The 18,926-nt window shown below is 44.4% G+C and carries 16 protein-coding genes; 3 read left to right on the plus strand and 13 right to left on the minus strand.

The features are described 5' to 3' along the window. Positions 1-34 precede the first annotated feature (34 nt). Genes V1502_RS11285 through V1502_RS11300 form a run of 4 tightly spaced genes read right to left on the minus strand, consistent with a single transcriptional unit; the run spans position 35 to position 2,640 of the window. On the minus strand, positions 35-397 hold the full coding sequence (locus tag V1502_RS11285; protein WP_409250749.1) for a hypothetical protein: 363 nt from the start codon (positions 395-397) through the stop codon (positions 35-37). Between the two features lie 25 nt (positions 398-422). After that, positions 423-602, minus strand: coding sequence for a hypothetical protein (locus tag V1502_RS11290; protein WP_409250750.1), 180 nt, complete (start codon positions 600-602; stop codon positions 423-425). A gap of 32 nt (positions 603-634) precedes the next feature. Continuing rightward, on the minus strand, positions 635-2,143 hold the full coding sequence (locus V1502_RS11295) for a zf-HC2 domain-containing protein (protein ID WP_409250751.1): 1,509 nt from the start codon (positions 2,141-2,143) through the stop codon (positions 635-637). After that, positions 2,143-2,640, minus strand: coding sequence for an RNA polymerase sigma factor (locus V1502_RS11300; protein WP_409250752.1), 498 nt, complete (start codon positions 2,638-2,640; stop codon positions 2,143-2,145). Before V1502_RS11300 ends, V1502_RS11295 begins: the two co-directional genes overlap by 1 nt. A 526-nt stretch (positions 2,641-3,166) precedes the next feature. Between V1502_RS11300 and V1502_RS11305 the strand changes: the two genes are divergently transcribed. Further along, positions 3,167-3,619, plus strand: coding sequence for a DUF305 domain-containing protein (locus V1502_RS11305; RefSeq protein ID WP_409250753.1), 453 nt, complete (start codon positions 3,167-3,169; stop codon positions 3,617-3,619). A gap of 543 nt (positions 3,620-4,162) precedes the next feature. After that, a complete protein-coding gene (locus V1502_RS11310) occupies positions 4,163-5,041 on the plus strand; it encodes a DMT family transporter (protein ID WP_409250754.1) in 879 nt (292 codons plus the stop codon). A 273-nt stretch (positions 5,042-5,314) separates the two neighbouring features. Here V1502_RS11310 and V1502_RS11315 read toward each other — a convergent pair whose 3' ends face one another. The 4 genes from V1502_RS11315 to V1502_RS11330 form a co-directional block, all read right to left on the minus strand. Next, positions 5,315-5,446 (minus strand): hypothetical protein, encoded by a 132-nt coding sequence (locus tag V1502_RS11315; RefSeq protein ID WP_409250755.1) that lies wholly within the window; start codon positions 5,444-5,446, stop codon positions 5,315-5,317. A 1,037-nt stretch (positions 5,447-6,483) separates the two neighbouring features. Beyond that, a complete protein-coding gene (gene arsA, locus V1502_RS11320) occupies positions 6,484-8,265 on the minus strand; it encodes an arsenical pump-driving ATPase (protein WP_409250756.1) in 1,782 nt (593 codons plus the stop codon). Between the two features lie 5 nt (positions 8,266-8,270). Then, on the minus strand, positions 8,271-8,624 hold the full coding sequence (gene arsD / locus V1502_RS11325) for an arsenite efflux transporter metallochaperone ArsD (RefSeq protein WP_409250757.1): 354 nt from the start codon (positions 8,622-8,624) through the stop codon (positions 8,271-8,273). 107 nt (positions 8,625-8,731) lie between these two features. Next, positions 8,732-9,229: an arsinothricin resistance N-acetyltransferase ArsN1 family A gene (locus V1502_RS11330; protein ID WP_409250758.1), complete on the minus strand. Its 498-nt coding sequence runs from the start codon at positions 9,227-9,229 to the stop codon at positions 8,732-8,734. A gap of 403 nt (positions 9,230-9,632) precedes the next feature. Here V1502_RS11330 and V1502_RS11335 point away from each other — a divergent pair, with 403 nt between their 5' ends. Then, entirely contained in the window at positions 9,633-10,811 is a 1,179-nt protein-coding gene (locus V1502_RS11335) for an IS256 family transposase (RefSeq protein ID WP_409250759.1), read from the plus strand. Between the two features lie 980 nt (positions 10,812-11,791). Here V1502_RS11335 and V1502_RS11340 read toward each other — a convergent pair. The 5 genes from V1502_RS11340 to V1502_RS11360 form a co-directional block, all read right to left on the minus strand. Next, entirely contained in the window at positions 11,792-12,166 is a 375-nt protein-coding gene (locus V1502_RS11340) for a hypothetical protein (protein ID WP_409250760.1), read from the minus strand. Positions 12,167-12,433: 267 nt separating this feature from the next. Then, positions 12,434-15,229 (minus strand): VWA domain-containing protein, encoded by a 2,796-nt coding sequence (locus tag V1502_RS11345; RefSeq protein WP_409250761.1) that lies wholly within the window; start codon positions 15,227-15,229, stop codon positions 12,434-12,436. Next, positions 15,213-17,036 carry a vWA domain-containing protein gene (locus V1502_RS11350; protein WP_409250762.1) on the minus strand — a complete coding sequence of 608 codons (1,824 nt, stop codon included), beginning with the start codon at positions 17,034-17,036 and terminating at the stop codon, positions 15,213-15,215. Before V1502_RS11350 ends, V1502_RS11345 begins: the two co-directional genes overlap by 17 nt. A 9-nt stretch (positions 17,037-17,045) precedes the next feature. Then, positions 17,046-17,915, minus strand: a complete 870-nt coding sequence (locus tag V1502_RS11355; protein ID WP_409250763.1) for a DUF58 domain-containing protein — start codon at positions 17,913-17,915, stop codon at positions 17,046-17,048. Next, a complete protein-coding gene (locus V1502_RS11360; protein WP_409250764.1) occupies positions 17,912-18,922 on the minus strand; it encodes an AAA family ATPase in 1,011 nt (336 codons plus the stop codon). Before V1502_RS11360 ends, V1502_RS11355 begins: the two co-directional genes overlap by 4 nt. Positions 18,923-18,926 lie beyond the last annotated feature (4 nt).

Here is an 18,926-nt window from a genome sequence, read left to right on the forward strand (position 1 = left end):
AGCTTACGTATTACAGCAAGCCCCCGTAACATAATTAATATTCATGCCACTTGAAGTCTTCCATCGAAATAGAGTTTGTATCCTTTGGATAGCCAAAGTAATAGAGCTTATTACCGTCCTTATCGTATGCCACTGGATTCAGGTTCTCGATCAGTTCACTAAAAGGGAATAAAAATGCACTTCTTTCCCCCTTACTAATTTCTTTTCTTCTAACATCAGGCTCTATCCCGGCTTCGATATAAGACACATTATCATCCATGGACAGGAAACTCATATAAGTGAGCGCATTATTTTCAGTGGTTACACTCATGCCGCCAACAAGCCTGAGTGGGTCTGAGTTAAAAGATACATACGTAGAGGTATAGCTTTTGTACAACCAACCTGATTTTTCAGCCAAAATGGTTCTATACTCTTTCTTAGCGTCAACTTCTATACAACAAGACTAAATCAGAATAGATTTCATGCGTGTCTGTTAACTGAAAATCTTTTGTTAAACCCACGGAGCTTTCTGCTGCACTTTCCGGTGTAAACCGATAACCATTAACCGTCATAAATAATACAATTATTCCTGTAATGATCATAACCCAGATTCCTTTTATCATTGTCTCCCCCCTAACAGCTTATAGATTTCACATCAGCTGCCATTATAAAGCAGCTCTTCCTTCCCATTTTCACTATTGATGTACCGCCATGTGTAATCCTTGTCACTCATCCCGTATGCATGAACAGGGACCAGGCCGCCTGTTGTGGAAGAGTAGATCACAAACGAGTCAATGTATTCGTACTCTCTTTTCTCGGCCAGATTCTTATCTTCAATTTCTACCTTTTTATGAAGAACCTCTAATCCTTCCTCCGGTGAAATATTCCTGGTAACATCAGTGTGGAAGTCCTCTGATAAAGGAATATTTTCAACGCTATGCATCATCCTGAATTCTCCACTTCTTGCATCAAAGTGAACCATGAAGGTTTGATCGGAAAAAGCATAGGCAGGCATCGTGTCAAATACAGGCATAAATCCAAATGAATAAAACTGATCATCTATGTTACTGGAATAGTTCACATTGACACCAAGGTACTTCACTTCAAATTTCTTATCAGGTCCATAAACCTTGTTAATCCAAGAGGTTGCTTTCTCTTCCACCTCATTGACCTCCAATAGCTTTCCTTTCAATCTTGGCGCACTGAGGTCATCCACTTGTAACGGATAGCCTGTAAACGCATCCACCTCTCCGCTTAATTTTTTCTCGTTTATGGTAAATCGATATCTATAATCTCTGCCTTTCTCTACGTATATCTCTTCCGTTTCTGCCTGAAAAATAGAACCAAGTTTCTTCTTTATCTCTTTCGTTTCTAACTGGTTCACTTCGTCAGGCAGTTGATGAAACCGATTATAAATGTAAGTCAGATGGTTTATTTTCTCTAACGGAGTGCTTAATCCTTCTACATCTACAGTTTTAAAATAAGAGCTGTATCCATGATTGAACTTTTGATATTCCTCTTCAACTGTTTGAAAATACTCTTCAGAATATTGGGTCAGTAATTCGTGAACTTGCTGATCCACATCATCCCATCTTCCATCCGCTTTTCTTAGATTGAAGGTATCGAGTGTTGTATAGAGGGAATTTTGAGCTACATATAAATTGGAACCCCGCAGTTTTTGTTTTTCCAGCCAATTCAGTGATTGAATCAGATCCTCAACACCTTCATACATGCTATGAAAAAACATATCTTTCAAGAAACCTAACTCTTCGCTTGAAGCCTCAGGACCGGTTTGAATGAGATGATTCAGCTCGTCTGCACCCCTATATACTTGATGGTACGCAGAAAAAAGTTCATGTCGCTGGTTTTGATACAGATTTACTATGATGATCAGAAACAGGGTGCTTAACACCGCTATAAAGATCTTCATTCTCCTTAACTTCATTGATAACCTGATTCGCTCATCCAATGACTGTGGAACAGTGGTATTCCCTATTTCGGTGTGGTCTTCTGGAGAAAAACCTTCCCCCTTTTCATATATAACTTTACAGTTGTCACACTCACTTAAATGTTCTTCCACTTTTTTTGTGACTGATGGACTGAGGTCTCCCTCTATGTATAATGGATACAGGTCCTGAACAAGGTCACATGAATAGTTCACCATCACACACCTCCAAACTCCCGTTGATATTTCTCTTTGAACCTTTTCCTTGCCCGATAAATCCCTACCTTGACGCTTCCTTCGGTTTCACCCGTTATTGACGCAATTTCCCCATAGGACATACCCTGTTGATCTCTTAGCAGGAGGTATGTACGATCCTTTTCCGAAAGGCTTGTTAAGATGGCTGAAATACTGACCTGCTCTTCCACCGCTTTGTATTCATCTGTTTCGTCCTGCCACTGCTCACCTATCAGATCATGGCTAATTTCGAATTTTGTAGAACTTTTTTTGCAGTAGCTTAAATAGGTATTTCTCGCAATAGTAAACAACCATGTTTTCAACGTGCTTTCCCCACGAAAATTCTTAAGGGATTTAAATGCTTTTGTAAAAGTATCATGAGTCAGTTCTTCGGCGATATGGGGATTGCCTGTGTTTCTCAATAAGTAAGAATAAATTCCATTTTTGTACGTTTCGTATAATTCACTAAACGGTTCGGCCATTACATCCCCCTTTCCCCTACCCTTATTGACTTCTTTATTTAGAAAAAGTTACAGAATTTTTATTTACGCTGTGTTCGTATAGATTGTTGCTATCGGGAAAATCCAAAGGGCCGGATTTTCCCCTGGGGTACAAGGGCTTATCTAACTGAACAGGGTGAATAGCTCTTTTCTTTGTTGTTTACCAGGATAAATTCTGTGAAATATGGTTATTTCTCCTGGATTTCATAGTGAATAGCACCAAAGTTTTAGAAAAGAGCCTGTATGTAAAATGTCTAAGACTAATGATGAGGAAACAATATTAAAAAAACACGGAAAGCACACTCCAAACTCTTCCAATTCTAGCATACTATCAAACTGAATTCTGTGGTTCTTTTAAAATTGCAGTTACATAAACCACCTTTAAGTAAGTCTTATCATCCTTCCAACCAGCAAATAAACTTTCTTTTAAAAATTCGCTTTGCATAATTTCTGCAAAAATGTGGGGAACAAATGAAAGTAGAACTTATAATTGAAGGAGTGTAAGAAAATGAAGCCTTATTGGAAATTTGCAGGAATGGTGGTTACCTCCACAATCATTATGTTCCTATTCAAGTACTGGAGCACCTTTAAAGTGGACCACATATTTTTTAGTGAAACAAGAGCCTACATGGCATTATTGATGGGGGCTACGATGGCGGTCATCATGCTGATATTTATGACACATATGTTGAAAAACCGTAAAGCGAATATTGGAATCCTGGCAGGAAGCGTCGTCGTATTTGCCCTATCGCTTTATTTGCTTCGAAGCCAGACACTCGTCGATGACGTTGATTATATGGAAGCGATGATTCCCCATCACTCCATCGCCATCCTGACAAGTGAGCGGGCTGAAATTTCCGATCCCCGTGTAAGGGAACTGGCGGATGAAATTATTAAAGCTCAGCGAAAGGAAATCGCTGAAATGAAGAAGTATATCGATGATTTAGAGGATGAAGAGTGATCTTATCACTTTTCAGGCAATCAAATGCTGAAACCAGCTTGTAACTCTTCGGGAGGCTCAGTCGCATGTAACTGGGCCTCCCGCTTTATGTTGAATTACTTTTTCCAGGAACGGCACTGTAGCCAATCTTCCTTTATAAAAACTATTCAGAGGTTTCCATAATTCTTCTTTTTTCTTTAATTCTTCTAGAGGCCTTATCTAATAACTGACTTGTCCAATTTAGACATTAAGTGCCGAAAATTTTTTACCTACAGTACTATCACGATATCCACCACCCATATCCCATTACTAACCTGTCGTTAATACCCTTCGAGATAACTTATTCTAAAATATCTTCACCCCTTTCACCCTTTGATTATTGGGACAACTTCTGAGAGTTCTAGAGTTAGAGGTTTAAGGTTGAAAAATTAAAGGAATTACCATTAATACTTTTCATTTATATATGGTCTAGTAGGAGACTGTTTGTTCTTTAGAAGGACCATCGAATTTTTTGGCAGTGTGTTAGAAAACACCTTAGCTAACTCAACTTTTAGGAGGAACAAGATGAAATACGCTAGTATAGGCTTAGTTATTCTGGCAGCTATTTGCTGGGGCATCAGCGGGGGTATTGCTGATATTTTAATGAACAAGGGCTGGGATCCTATCGTGATTTCCCTTTACCGGGGGGCTGTTGGATTTATCTTTTTTTTCGTTTGGCTGTTCTTCCGCTTTAAACAAAGCTGGACTTTCTCGACCCGTTTATACATATGGGCTATAGTTGCGGGTATCGGCGTTGCCGGTAATTTCACTTTTTACTTTCTGGGTATCCAAGCTTCAAGTGTTGCTGTGGCTTCTACATTAATGTACACAGCACCGGTAATCGTCCTTTTAATCTCTTTCTTATTAGGAAAAGAACGTTCTACCTGGTTTAAATGGGGCTGCATTACCGGTGTTCTGTTGGGGATTATCCTGCTGACGGGTGCCTACAACACCGATTCAGTATCTGTGAGTTTAGTAGGGACGGCATTCGGGCTTGCTGCTGGCATCTCCTACGCTTTATTTATTTTCGGGTTTAAAAATGCGTCTGCCCTAGGTAAACCACCGGTCACGTTAACCATCGCCTTTTTCACACTCTGTCTCATCCTTTTTACCATTTCGGACAAAGGTGAAGCAGCATCTGTATTGACTTCAAGGGATCTGGGTTGGTTTTTTCTATTAGGAATCTTGGGAGCGGGACTTTCATTCATTTTTTATGTCATTGGCATTCGCATGACTACCCCGGCAACTGCTTCAATGGTCGCTATGGTAGAACCGGTGACCGCATCAGTTTTTGGTGTTCTTGTTCTCGGAGATCATCTGACGACTATCCAACTTCTCGGAATGGTGCTCATCCTGGTTACCATCACCATACTTAGTGTGAATCAGTCCGGCCAAGAAGGATGATGATCATCAGTATATTGGTGAGTGGCATTATTAAAAAACATATTGGAAGCAACCCGCTGACATAGCGATGGACATCCAATGAGTTTGTTCTGTGCGCCTTTTACATTACACGTGGTATTCCAGTCTAATGTTTAAGCAGTTCTTTAACCTGTAATTAACAACAATTGCAACAAATTTATGAGTTGTTAGGTAAGTGGAGACTGTGATCTAAATAATAAAAAACTAAAAGAGAACCCCCTATGCTTTCGCACAGGGGGTTCTACCTATCATTAATTAACAGCAATCACTTTCATTGCCAACAAGGGCTAATCCATTTTGTTCCTCATTGAATACAAGAGTCATGTGCTCTGTCGTTGATTCAATCTGAGGGTCGATTGCCACCTTGATATCATTGATTGTCAACACTTTATCATTCTCATCCGGCTCATCCAGAGCCAGTCCTACTTTGGGCTGTCCTCAGCCAAAGCCTGCAAAATAAAGTCGTACATTCTGTGCGTCGTGTTCTTGGAGAAGCTGCTTCAAGACGTCACGCGCTTGATCTGTAATGTTCACTTTCTATACACCTCAATTTATTATTTGTAACCTTCCTTTGCTATTGTAACTTATGCATTGGGGTAAAGTCGATTCAAAGACTCATTAATTTGGGCCTTCATTTCGATCCGCTCATCCATATAATGTACCTCGCTCGGCTTGCGGCTGTCATTATCTTCTCGGAGCCTCTCTTTTCATGTACCTCGCTCGACTCGCGACTGGCATCATCTTCTCGGATACACTCTTTTCATGTACCTCGCTCGACTCGCGACTGGCATCTTCTTCTTTCAGATACACTCTTTTCATGTACCTCGCTCGACTCGCGACTGGCATCTTCTTCTTTCAGATACACTCTTTTCATGTACCTCGCTCGACTCGCGACTGGCATCTTCTTCTCAGATACACTCTTTTCATGTACCTCGCTCGACTCGCGACTGGCATCATCTTCTCAGATACACTCTTTTCATGTACCTCGCTCGGCTTCCGCATGGTGGCATTTCGATACACACACCCTTATGACCTACCGCGCTCTGCCTCCGCATGGTGTCATCTCGACCGGCTCACCCTTATGACCCACCGCGCTCTGCCTCCGCATGGTGTCATCTCGTCCGGCTTACCCATATGACCCACCACGCTCGACCTGCGCATGGTGTCATTTCAATCCGCACACCCTTATGACCCACCGCGCTCTGCCTCCGCATGGTGTCATCTCGACCGGCTCACCCTTATGACCCACCGCGCTCTGCCTCCGCATGGTGTCATTTCAATCCGCACACCCTTATGACCCACCGCGCTTTGCCTACGCATGGTGTCATTTCAATCCGCACACCCTTATGACCCACCGCGCTTTGCCTACGCATGGTGTCATTTCGACCGGCTCACCCTTATGACCCACCGCGCAGAGCTTGGAGTCAAACCAAAAGATATTTTTTTAACTCCTCATATCCGCTGTACTCCTCGCTCATCAAGGGTACAATGGCCGTTCGTTCACTCAACTCATTCGAAACTTTTTGGATCCAGCCGGCTTCCGCTTTGGCTCTCCCTTTGAGCACCGGGTCACTGGTTTCCGTTGCATAAAGGCTTTGGTTGATCAGCCACCATTTCGGTGAGATTCCTGCCCGTTTCAAATCTTCCTGCAAGCGGCCGGCTTCCAACACTGGTGTCGCTTCCGCCAAGGTTACGATCACCACGCCGGTTTCTTTTGCATTGCGTAAACGAGGCAGTAATTCTTTGACGCTCGCAGGTATCTCACCAGTGGAACGTGCCAGTTCTTTATGATACGACTGGGCTGCGTCGAGAAGCAGCAGCGTATGGCCGGACGGCGCGGTATCAATGACGACAATTTCATCCTCTGATTTTGCCACCACTTCTGCAAAAGCGCGAAAGACAGCAATTTCCTCTGTACATGGTGAATTCAAGTCTTCTTCCATATACGCCAGAGCCTCTTCATTGAGATCTTCGCTCACATTGGACATTACTTCTTTTTTATAAGCCTCTACTTCTTTTTTCGGATCAATGCGGCTCATGGTCAGATTCCTGCTAAACTCACCCTGTTTGAAGGTGTACTCAAGATGGGCAGCAGGATCCGTGGTCGTCAGGTGAACTTTATGCCCTTTTTCCACCAAGCCAACGGCAATAGCGGATGCCATCGTTGTTTTTCCGACTCCGCCTTTCCCCATGGTGAAGATGACCCTCGTACAATTTGTTGAGAAATCTTCCACAAGCTCTCTCAATCCTGGCAAGCTGATGGGTTGTCCTTGCAGAGATTCATCTCCCTCTGTAACGACCTGTGCACTAAGCAGGTTCCGGAGATTCGATAAACCTGTTAAGGAATACGAAACAAATGGCAGGGAAAAACTCGACACTTGTTTTAACTCAGCCGGCATGCGTTCTAGCGCTCTTTGCTGCCGTTGATATAATGATTCAGAAATCTTATCCCCTTCTACATGTGTTTGCATGAGTCCGTTGATAATCAGATTCTGGTTGCTAATCCCGATATCCCGTAATTCTTTAGATGCCCGGTTTGCTTCCTGTAATGAAGAATCATCAGGTCTGGCTACAAGATAAAGCGTCGTTTGGTCTGCATCAGCCAGAGCCCTCATGGTATCGGCATAAGCCTGCTTCTTCTCACCAAGACCTGATAATGGGCCTAAACAGGAAGCACCATGCGTACTCTCTTCCAAAAAACCGCTCCAGGCCGTCGGAAGCTGCAACAAGCGGAGGGTATGCCCTGTAGGTGCTGTATCAAAAAGAATATGGTCAAAAGAATTAATGACAGTTTTATCTGATAGCAAGTTTGTGAATTCGTCAAAAGCGGCAATCTCAACTGTGCAGGCACCTGACAGCTGCTCTTCCATCGTGGAGACGACTGACTCAGGAAGTTTTTCCCTGTATGGACCGATCACCTTTTCTCTGTATGTACGCGCAGCTTCCTCGGGGTCCAGGTTGCAGGCAGATAGATTGGATACACCCGGAATCGGAAGCGGTGTATTTGTGAGCTCCACCTCCAGGACATCCTGCAGGTTTGAAGCAGGATCTGTACTGACAAGCAGAATTTTCTTTCCTTCTTCCGCCAGCTTCAGTGCGGTCGCACAAGCCGTCGATGTTTTACCGACTCCGCCCTTTCCTGTAAAAAATAAAAATTTAGTTCCTGTGATTGATTGAGTATTGAACGGCTGGAACAATGCTGTCATCCTCTCTATAGTAAATCCAGTTTCACACGCGGTTTTTTCTCTGTAAGATCCTCTACTTTAATTCCAAACCACTCTGCCAGCTCGCTGTTTGACGGGTATTCCCCTGACTTCACCAATTTACCATTCAATAGCACAGCTGGCAGGGCATCCGGACCTTTCTCATGAAGCAGTTGGTTGATTTCTTTGTATTCAACAAAGGCCGCCGGGTCGTTTGCAAGGTTAAAACGTTCTACTTGGAATCCCTTTTTTTCCAGGATGAAGGCTGCTGAAGCGACCCTCGTCAATTCCGGGTCCACACTTGGTCCGCAAACCCCAGTCGGACAGCATAAAGCCGGGTCAAAAATTTCAATTTTCGTCATAGTAAGACACTCCTATCTATATAAAACAGAGTCGTTTGTTCATATAAGTCTATGCTTATATAATAGAACTCTTATATAATGAATTCAAGCAATTTTAGATGTAATAATTATTTTAAAATCTTCTCCATTGCCATGACATCGACGTACTTTCCATCGAGTATTCCCTGATTTTTAAATGTCCCAACTTCCTGAAAGCCGCATTTCTTGTAGAGGCGCTGCCCCAGCTCATTAAAAGGGAAGGTGAAAAGCACCATCTTGTGAAACCCATTCTCTTTAGCCTTTGTTTCCAGGCCGGATAGAAGCATCCCTCCTATACCTTTTCCCCTTGAATTTCTTTCTATGTAAACAGAAAGGTCCGCCACCCCTGCATAAGCTTTGCGGGTGCTGTATGGATTCAACGCGGCCCAGCCGATTAGCTCTCCCTCCAATTCTGCGACGATCCCAGTATATCTGCCTTGATGGGCTTTTAGCCAATGAGTCATATAAGCGTGATCTTTAAGATCCGTTTCAAGCGTGGCCACCCGGTCTTGGATTCCTTGATTATAGATGGTCAAAATCTTTTCCAAATCACTATCATCTGCTTTGCGAATCGTGATTTTCTCCATATTCGTTTCCTCCCATTAATCGCTTCTTCCGGTAGAATAGCATATTGAGGTACGCTTGTAATCACCTTATATGGAGGCTGGCGTGGTTAAAATGAGTGGGTAGCAAAGGAACGCCCTATTATAGCAGGCAAGCTGTGTTTATTTTGGGGGAGTAGCCGAGAAACACCGTATTATAGCAGGCAAGCTGTGTTATATTGGGGGGTTAGCCGAGAAACACCGTATTATAGCTGGCGAGTTGTGTTTTTATTGGGTGAGTAGCGGAGAAACACCGTATTATAGCTGGCAAGTTGTGTTTTTATTGATAAAGTCCATATAATTGTGTAAATAAAAAAGGTCATCTTTCATGACCCATGTTAAAATGTTTTCGACCAAAAAAACAAACCAAACATGGAGGTATGAAAAGATGACCCAATTAAATATTACTATAAACTTAGAAGATCTTAAAGCTAAGATTGAAAGCAGTCCCTTAGAATCACCTGTTAAAGCTTCTTTATCATTGATACTGAATGGCTTAATGGAAAAAGAAAGAGATGAATATATAAATGCTCTTCCGCATGAGCGCTCTGAAGATAGAAAAGGCTACCGGAATGGTTACTATGAACGTGAGTTAATATCTCCTTCTGGAACATTAAAATTGAAAGTTCCCCGCACAAGAGATGGGGAATTTTCTACCACTGTATTTATGAAGTATCAACGCTGCGAACAGGCTCTTATTCTGTCCATGATGGAGATGGTTGTCAACGGGGTGTCAACCCGAAAAGTGACTAAGATTGTTGAACAACTATGTGGGAAAGGAGTTTCAAAGTCTTTTGTCTCTGAGTTAACAAAATCTTTAGATCCCATTGTAAATGAATGGAGAAACCGTCCTCTAAACACAATGTACTTTCCGTACTTATATGTGGATGCTATGTACATAAAAGTTCGGGAGAACGATAAGGTTGTTTCAAAAGGAGTTCATGTTGCGTGTGCTGTTAATGAAGAAGGCCACAGGGAAATAATCGGTCTCCAAGTTACTCATGGAGAATCTTTGGAAAGCTGGACAACCTTTTTTACTCATTTGAAATCTAGAGGCCTTCAGTCTCCTAAGATGGTCATTTCTGATGCCCATGCTGGATTAGTCAGTGCTATTAAGCAATCTTTCTTAGGAACTTCCTGGCAAAGATGTACTTTCCATTTTATAAGAAACATCTCGGACGCCCTACCCAAGAAAAACACGGAGGAGATTAGGCAGGAGCTTAAGGATATCTTCAGAACCTCTCAGCTTTCCCAAGCAAGAAAATTAAAAGAAGAATTTATGGTTAAGTATCAAGAAACGAAGAAGTTCCAAAAAGCTCTTCAAGTATTAGATGAGGGATTTGAGGACTCCATTCAATATCATGCTCACGAAATGAGACATCATGTTCACTTAAGAACCACCAATATGCTTGAACGACAAAACAGAGAAATCCGCAGAAGGGAAAAAGTAATCTCCATCTTTCCCAACGATCAATCTGCCATACGAATCATTGGATCAGTACTCATGGATATTGAAGAAGAGTGGAAGAAACAAAAACCTTATTTGCGTAATTTGAAAATGCAATAAAAGATCCAGAAAAAAGTCAAAAAAATATTCAGTCTGGTGGAGGGGCTCCCCGCCCCTCCACCAGACTGAATATTCAAATAATAAGCAAACAATGATAATTATCTTTGGTCGTTAAACATATTTACACACTAATAGGGACTTGACATTTTTATTGGGTGAGTAGCGGAGAAACACCGTATTATAACAGACAAGTCGTGTTTATAATGGGGGGATTAGCAGAGAAACACCCTATTATAACAGGCCAGTTACATTTATATTGGGTGAGTAGCGCAGAAACACCGTATTATAGCTGGCAAGTTGTGTTTATATTGGGTGAGTAGCTGATGTTACTCACAATTCCACTCTTTTAATTGCCTTGAGAACACTCCTCAAGACCATTTACTCGCAATTCCTCTTTTATATTTACCTTGAGACCTCTCCTCAAGACCATTTTCCCGAAATTCCACTCTTATAATTGCCTTGAAACCTCTCCTCAAGACCATTTACTCGCAATTCCTCTCTTTTATTTGCCTTGAGACCTCTCCTCAAGACCATTTTCCCGAAATTCCTCTCTTATATTTGCCTTGAGACCTCTCCCCAAGACCATTTACTCGCAATTCCTCTCTTACAATTGCCTTGAGAACACTCCTCAAAGCCATTTACTCGCAATTCATCTCTTACAATTGCCTTGAGACCTCTCCTCAAGACCATTTTCCCGAAATTCCACTCTTATATTTGCCTTGAGACCTCTCCTCAAGACCATTTTCTTGCAATTCCACTCTTATAATTGCCTTGAGACCTCTCCCCAAGACCATTTACTCGCAATTCCTCTCTTATAATTGCCTTGAGACCTCTCCCCAAGACCACCGACCTGTGATTTCTCAAATTAAGTTGCCTTGAGCCGTCTACAATAAAAAACTTCAAACAAAAAAGCCTCTGAGTCAAACCCTCAAAGGCATAAATTCCAATCTGTGAGCCCCGCGAAAGACGGACAGACCTCATTATTCAATTTTAAACGGCAACTCTTCTATCTTTTCAAGGTAATTGTCGTCAAACTGATCAGGCAGGATATTTTCCTGAGTGAATTCATGTCGGGACACTAGATATTGAACATCTCCGTTATCAAAGTAGATCTGTGTCTCTTTGGAACTTCCATACTCAGTCTCTGAAAAAACGTGTTCGACCTGGTAAAAACCTCGTTCATAGAATTGAATTTCATATTGGTGCTTGCTGTCTTCTTCTCCCCAAGATTGGTTTAAGGTCTTCTCTTCAATCACCACTTCTCTAGTTTGAAGGTCTGTGGTCACCTCGGAGTCTTCCGGGGTCCAGGGATTGAGGGCAGATAACACCAATAATATTGTGAGTGAATGTTGCATCATTTTCCTCCTTACTACTGTAAATTTCTGAGGATCAAGCTGCACTTTGTTGAAGTTGGATGACAGTTTGCTGTCTATGTACATTCTTAAAAGGGCCACTTTCAAAATAAGCAAAATCATTAGTACCCTTAAAACTTGGAAGCACCCTACCCTATACCCAGGGCATATCATTTTAAACCTAAAAATATTAATAGATTGTAAGCCCGCACTCCAGCCAAAAGAAAAACTCCGCAACAGCTCAAATCCTGTTGCGGAGTTTTTTCGTCATCATCTTTTCCGTTTATCTTTCGCTTTCAAAAGCTGACTCATTCTATCAGCACGGCTGCTTTCTGTTGCTTCTGGTTTCTTTTTCTCTGGCGTTCGCTGCTCCTCTTTCGGTTTGGTTGGTTGCTGTCTCTCAAGTGGCTTCTTCTCAACCTTTGGAGCTGAAGTCTTCTTGACCGCAGACGTTTTTAGCTTTTTGAAACGTTCCACTTTTTCCTGCTGTGTCTGGGTTCGTTCGCTTTGTTTCTTTACTTTTTTCTCCCCCAACTTGGATAAAGGACCAAGAAGCCCGAATCTCCGCAGGGCAATTTCCAAGAACAATAAACAGAATGCGATCAATAAAAGCCATTGTGAAATGCTAGACTTTGTAAATGACCTTGGAAGGTCATCCTTATACAGGCTATCGACTGAATCGAGGACCTCTCCTCCCCCTGCCTCTGCAATCTTTTCGAGATGAGGCAGATTGGTTGTCAGTAGCCGGTATTCGGATGAATATGGAACTGAAATTCCTGTTTTGAATAAACCGGAACCTTCTTCCCCGCTTCCTTCATTTAATTGAAGAAAATAGTTGCCTGGTTCGGCCGCAAAAGTCAGTTCATACTGGCCAGGACCTGTGGTTTTAAAGGAAGAAGAAACCGTTTCACCCGCATTATTCACTAGGACGGCATCCATCGGCAGCGCCTGGAAATCAGGTTGGGTGATGCTCACTTTCATGTCATTTCCCTCCCTGGTCTGGCTGACTTCATAGGCTGTGTTTTGATAATTAGGAAAGCTCCAGGTGATCAATTGATTCCACATGTCCGGCCAGCCTTCCCAACTTGGCCAGTCACCTGCCCATGCGCCGGGTATGTCGGAAGTCCAGGCAGCCGAACGCCCGATGCCGTATTGCCACCTTGCCAGGACCGGATCTTGTTTTTCACTCATCAAGATTGAATCAGCCCGCCCCTTCAACGTGGTGGCTACATAGGTGTTCATTTGCGGAATCCCCGCGCTGAATAGTTCGGAAAGACCACTTCCACCGACGACAGTCGGGTAAAAGGGGTCATCCTCAATATAGGTTCTCGTGGTCAGGACGGTCTCCCTTGATAGAATACTTGGAATGGTGGAAGAGTCATAGACATCATAGAATCTGCCTCCCCCTTCATCCGAAAGCTGCTCGAGGAGCACACTATCCGAGCCCTCCCCTATAGCGACCGTAGAGAGCGTGATATTATTGGCTTTTCCTTCCTGAATGGTCGTCAGATAGTCAGGCGATGTGGCGGACTGTCCGTCTGTCAGGAGGATGATGTGTTTACGCTGCAGTTCGAGCGGTGTCAGCTGTTCATAAGCAAGTTCCAGGGAAGGAAAGATGTTGGTTCCTCCTCCGGAAGTGAGTCCATTAATTTTTTCAACAACTTTTTCTTTATTCTTAATCGGTTCGGTATCTATGATTTGCCAAGGCCTGTCATCGAACGCTATAAAGCCCAGAGTATCTTTTTCCCTGAGAAGTTCAGCCGAACGGATGGCCGCTTCTTTCGCCAGTTGAATTTTATACCCTGCCATGCTTCCCGACCGGTCCAGTACGATGACCATCCCGAGAGACGGCAGTTCCTTCTTTCCTTTTAAATCCATGTCGACGGGAAGCATTTTTTCAATCGGAGTCTTGAAATACCCTCCAAGGCCAAAGCTGCTATCCCCGCCGGCCATGACAAAACCAGTCCCGAAGTCCTTCACAGCGCTGTGGATAAGGTCCATCTGCTGCTGTGTCACTTTTGTCGCGGGAACATTCACGAACACGATCGACTGATACTGCACATAGCCTGACAAGACGGTCGGCAGCAATTCGGTCGGGATGACATCCACTTTCAAGCCGGATGCGGTCAGGGACTCGGTCATGTTGCTTCCCTGGCCTTGTTCATCTTCCACGACGAGCACTTTTGGCTCTCCTTTTACATTGGTAAAAGCAAAAGCTTCATTGTTTTCAATGATGCTGTCTTGGGCAGTAATGACTTCAGCGCGGTATTGGCGGAAACCATCTTCAATGGCTTTGTGTTGAAAGGTAAACCGATTCTTACCGGATTCTATCGTCACGCTGCTGTCGACAACAGGTTTGTCATTTTCATAGATTCTGATTCTGCTTTCTGTACGGATGTTGCTCTCAAGCTCAATGTCCAGCTTAGCCGTTTCCCCGCGGAATTGATTGTCAGGAATATCAAACGAACTGATCGACACATCTTCACCGAATACCGGATCGACCGGATACACATCGACGGTCAGTCCCTGTTGTTTGAGGTAGGCTGCCTGCTTGATGGCATCCCCTGAGTTTTCATTTCCATCCGTTAAAAGGACGATTCTGCCGCTGTTATGGGACGGAATAAGGCTTCCGCCGAGCCTCAGGCCGCTGGACAGGTCGGTGCTGTAGGTTTCAATTCCGCTGCGGAACTGGATTTCGGCCTCCGTTTTCAGGTTCATGGGTCGTTCAACAACCGCGTTTTCGCCTGCAGAGACCACCGCATACTTGTCATCGTGCTTCATATCACGGATAGCCTCGGTGATGGCTTGTCTAATGTTCTCTCTTTGATTATCCAAACTGTCGGACAGGTCGGCGACAAACACGGTGGAATTTCCCTTGATCGGAATGAGTACGTGAATTCCGGCTAACGCCAAGACAATCAAGAGAATGATCAGGGAGCGGAAGGTGAGAATCAGACGCTTTTCAACAAGCGGTATACCTGTCCGGCTCTTCCAGTATAAAAAAAGTCCGGCTGCAGCGATGGGCAGGAGCAACAGCCATAAAGGCTGATCAAGCTGAAATTCCACGTCGGTACACCTCCCATTCCACAAGCAGCAGGATGAAAGCAAGCAGCGCCGCCCACTTCCAAAGCGGATGGATGCTATTATTTTCTTCCTGCTCTTCTGTTCCTGAGCTTCCCAGAGTAAAAGACTTCTCCGGGGCAATCGCTTGTTCTTTATCAGGCAGCAAGACAGCCAGATAGCGGTCCCTTGATCCTGACGCCAATGTTTCCTTCAATTCGTAGATTCCGGGCCTTCCTGGCATCCGTACAGTTTCGGAGTCCATAGAAACTTCATTTACCGTCCGGCCATTGATCAAGTCAACGATCTCTGCTTTTTGAGAATCAGAAGAGAATGTCACTTGTCTTTGTTCATTAGGGGCTCCATATCCAAGGGACTGATTTTCCTGCTGAAGGTATTCCAACGCATTTTTGACAAAGATCGGAAAACCTGGATGAAGCGGCCAATCCGTATCCTGCAAGTCAAATCCTACCATCACCAGTGGACTGCCTTCGTAACTGCCTTTGCTGATGACGGGGTGAGCTCCGCTGGATACAATCGTTTCCAGATTCCCGCTGTCATAAGGGTATCTCTGCTGAAGGTACACCTTTTCCATTTCGACATAACGCAGTAGAGGGCTTGAATCTGCTCCTGCAAGTCCTTCTCCAACCTCGGTTTTCTTCCCCACTTTAAATGATCCGCCTTCAGCTGGGGCTAAAATCAGCTTGGGACCGGACGGCCAGTTCTCTTCTTCTATCCCTGTTAAAATGTAAAGACCATCCTTCTCCTCGGGATATTGCGACTGACCTTCATCATTTGCAGAAAGAACTACCGGCTCAAACCCCAGAAGAGGTAGGACTTTTTCCAAAAACGGATTGGTCCCTCCTGCAAGGAAGACTTCTGATCTTGCTTCGCCCCCTAAGAAAGCTGAGATCCGGTTATCAGCCTCATAGGAATCATCCTGCTCAATAAAAGCCTCATAATACGGAGAATTCTCAAGAGCTTCGACATAAAGGATTTCTGTTCCTCCTGCTTTTACTTCAACGGATTTTTTGACGAGAGCTTCTGCTCCCTGTATGGATACCGTGACCGCCCTGTCTTTCTGGCTTTCGTTGGCAACTGTGATCACACCGGATATGCTGTCCGCTTTTTGCGCAACACCGAATGTGCGCAGTGACAGATTATTCTGCTGATCACCGATATTATGGACGACCAGCTTATTCTTTAATGGAATATCTGCCAGCATCTCCTTTTTCAACGAGTCAGTATAGAGATGGATTTCTCCTTTTCCATCGGGCACTAGTGAAGAGGCATATCCAGCAGCCTGTACCATGCTGTCCTCTTCGTAGGTAGGTGTCAACTCATCCAGAGCTCTTTTCATGACCCCTTTGTCAGATTGTCCTGTAAAAATCAAATCAGGCACCCGGCCCCCGGTCAGGACACTCATTTCTTGTCCCTCTCCAAGGGAATCGATCATCTTGAGGATTTCTTCTTTCGCTAGTTGGAACCTTGTCCTTTCCCCTTCAGACGCCTGCATGGAAGCGGAGGTATCGATGACGGCAACCACATGATTCCCGCTGATTCCTTTTCCTGAAAAATAAGGCTGAGCAAGAGCCAGTACCAACAAAATCACAATCAAAATCTGAAGGAGCAAGAGAATGTGCCTTTGAAGCTTCTTCCACCATCGATTGGCTTTCCATTCCTGAATCAGCCTGTCCCAAAGAAGCGTGGAAGAAATCTCTTTCTCTGAAAATTCTTTTCGAAATAAGTAAAATAAAATAAGTACAGCCAAGGAGCCTCCCAGCCATAAGAAAGCCGGTGTTAAAAATCCCATATTTTCACCTCACATTACCCATCCTTTTCCGGCCATAGAAGAGAAAACCACTTCTTCGAGTTCTTGTGCTGACGAACATTGCAAGAAACCGATTCCTCTCCTCTGGCAGAATGCCTCAAGCCCGGAAGTGTGAGCTTTCAGTCTTTCACTATAATCAGCCAGCACTCTCCTGCTGATGGAGACGTCTCTTTGCTGTTTGGATTCACTGTCGATCAGCTTCAAATCTCCATGGTAAGAGGGTTGCAGTTCGTCCGGACTTAGGATTTGGATGAGCCTGATTTCCTGCCTGGAGGCCTGCATTCGTTTCAGGGCTTCTTCCAGCTCTTCCAGCGGCTCCAGAAAATCACTGATAAGGATACTGAGGCCGTTTCTTTTCTGCTGTATGGTTTGAAGGCCGGATGAAAAGCTGGCGGTCCCGTCCACTCCGATCAGCTCCGTCAAATAGCTCAACAGTCTTCCTGTATAGGCCCGTCCCTTTTTGTATGTAAAAGGCGGTACTCCGGTGCCGACCGGGTACACTGAAATCCGGTCATCGTTGGCAAGGGACATATAGCCGAGGCAGGCAGCAACGGACCGGGCCATCTCCCACTTTTCATTCGGGATCATCATTGATTTCGATCCATCCAGGAACAAAGTGACAAACAGCTCCTGTTCATCGAGGTAGCGCTTAATATAGTGCTTCTGCGTCCTGGCAAAAGCATTCCAGTCTATCAGTCTCGGATCGTCTCCAAGTGTATAGGTCCGGAAATCTGAAAACTCCAGGGATGTTCCTTGTTTAGAAGAACGCCGTTCCCCTTTATGCATTCCCCTGACCGATTTTCGCATGACCAGTGTACTCTTTGAAGCACGCTGTAAGATCCTTGGTGAAAGCAGAGTCATCCTTTTGCACTTCCCGTTTTATCCATAGCTGCAAGGACTTCCTGTATAATTTCATCCTGTGTTACGCCGGATGCCTCTCCTTCGAAATTCAGGAAGATTCTGTGACGAAGGACAGGGAATGCAGCTTTCTTCACGTCACCGACAGAAACGTGATACCTTCCGGAGAAAAGGGCTCTTACCCGGGCGATCTTGATCAAACTCTGCAGTCCGCGGGGACCTGACCCGTATCGGACATTTTTCTTCACAATGTCTGGTGCCCCCTCTTCATCAGGCTGTGTAGTCATGATCAGGGAAACGGCATAATCGAGGATATGATCAGCCAGCACAATTTCTTTAGCCAGTTTCTGGGTGGACAGGATGAATTCTGCATCCACCTGTTTAGTCAGCGAGATTTCCTCGATTCCGGTCGTCCTCAGGGCGATTTCTTTTAATTCCTCTCTGCTTGGAGCCTCCACGTTGATTTTCAGGAGAAAACGGTCCATCTGGGCTTCAGGTAGCGGGTAGGTCCCTTCAAGTTCAATCGGGTTCTGTGTCGCCAAAACAAAGAAAGGATTCGGAAGCCGCTTCATTTCCCCGAGCACCGTCACGGTCTGTTCCTGCATCGCTTCCAAGAGGGAGCTTTGGGTCTTCGGTGTCGCCCGGTTGATTTCATCCGCCAGGACGATATTGGAAAATAACGGCCCAGGGTGGAAATGAAATGTCTGGCGGCCTTGTTCATCTGGCTGAATCATCATTGTGCCCGTGATATCGGTCGGCATCAGGTCAGGTGTATACTGGATACGCGAAAAATCCAAATCCATGACCTCTGAGATCGTACGGACCAGCATGGTTTTCCCTAGTCCGGGCAGTCCTTCGAGTAGTGCGTGGCCGCCGGCAAATATGGCCCATAGCACCTGTTCGACTGTTTCATCCTGTCCGACAATGAACTTCCCGATTTCTCCCTTGACGTGTTGATAGATTTCCGCTGCCTCTTGGAGCTGCTGTTCTTTCATAGCAAGTTCTGTCACTGTT

It is taken from the genome of Rossellomorea sedimentorum (assembly GCF_046237645.1).
Taxonomy (GTDB): domain Bacteria; phylum Bacillota; class Bacilli; order Bacillales; family Bacillaceae_B; genus Rossellomorea; species Rossellomorea sedimentorum.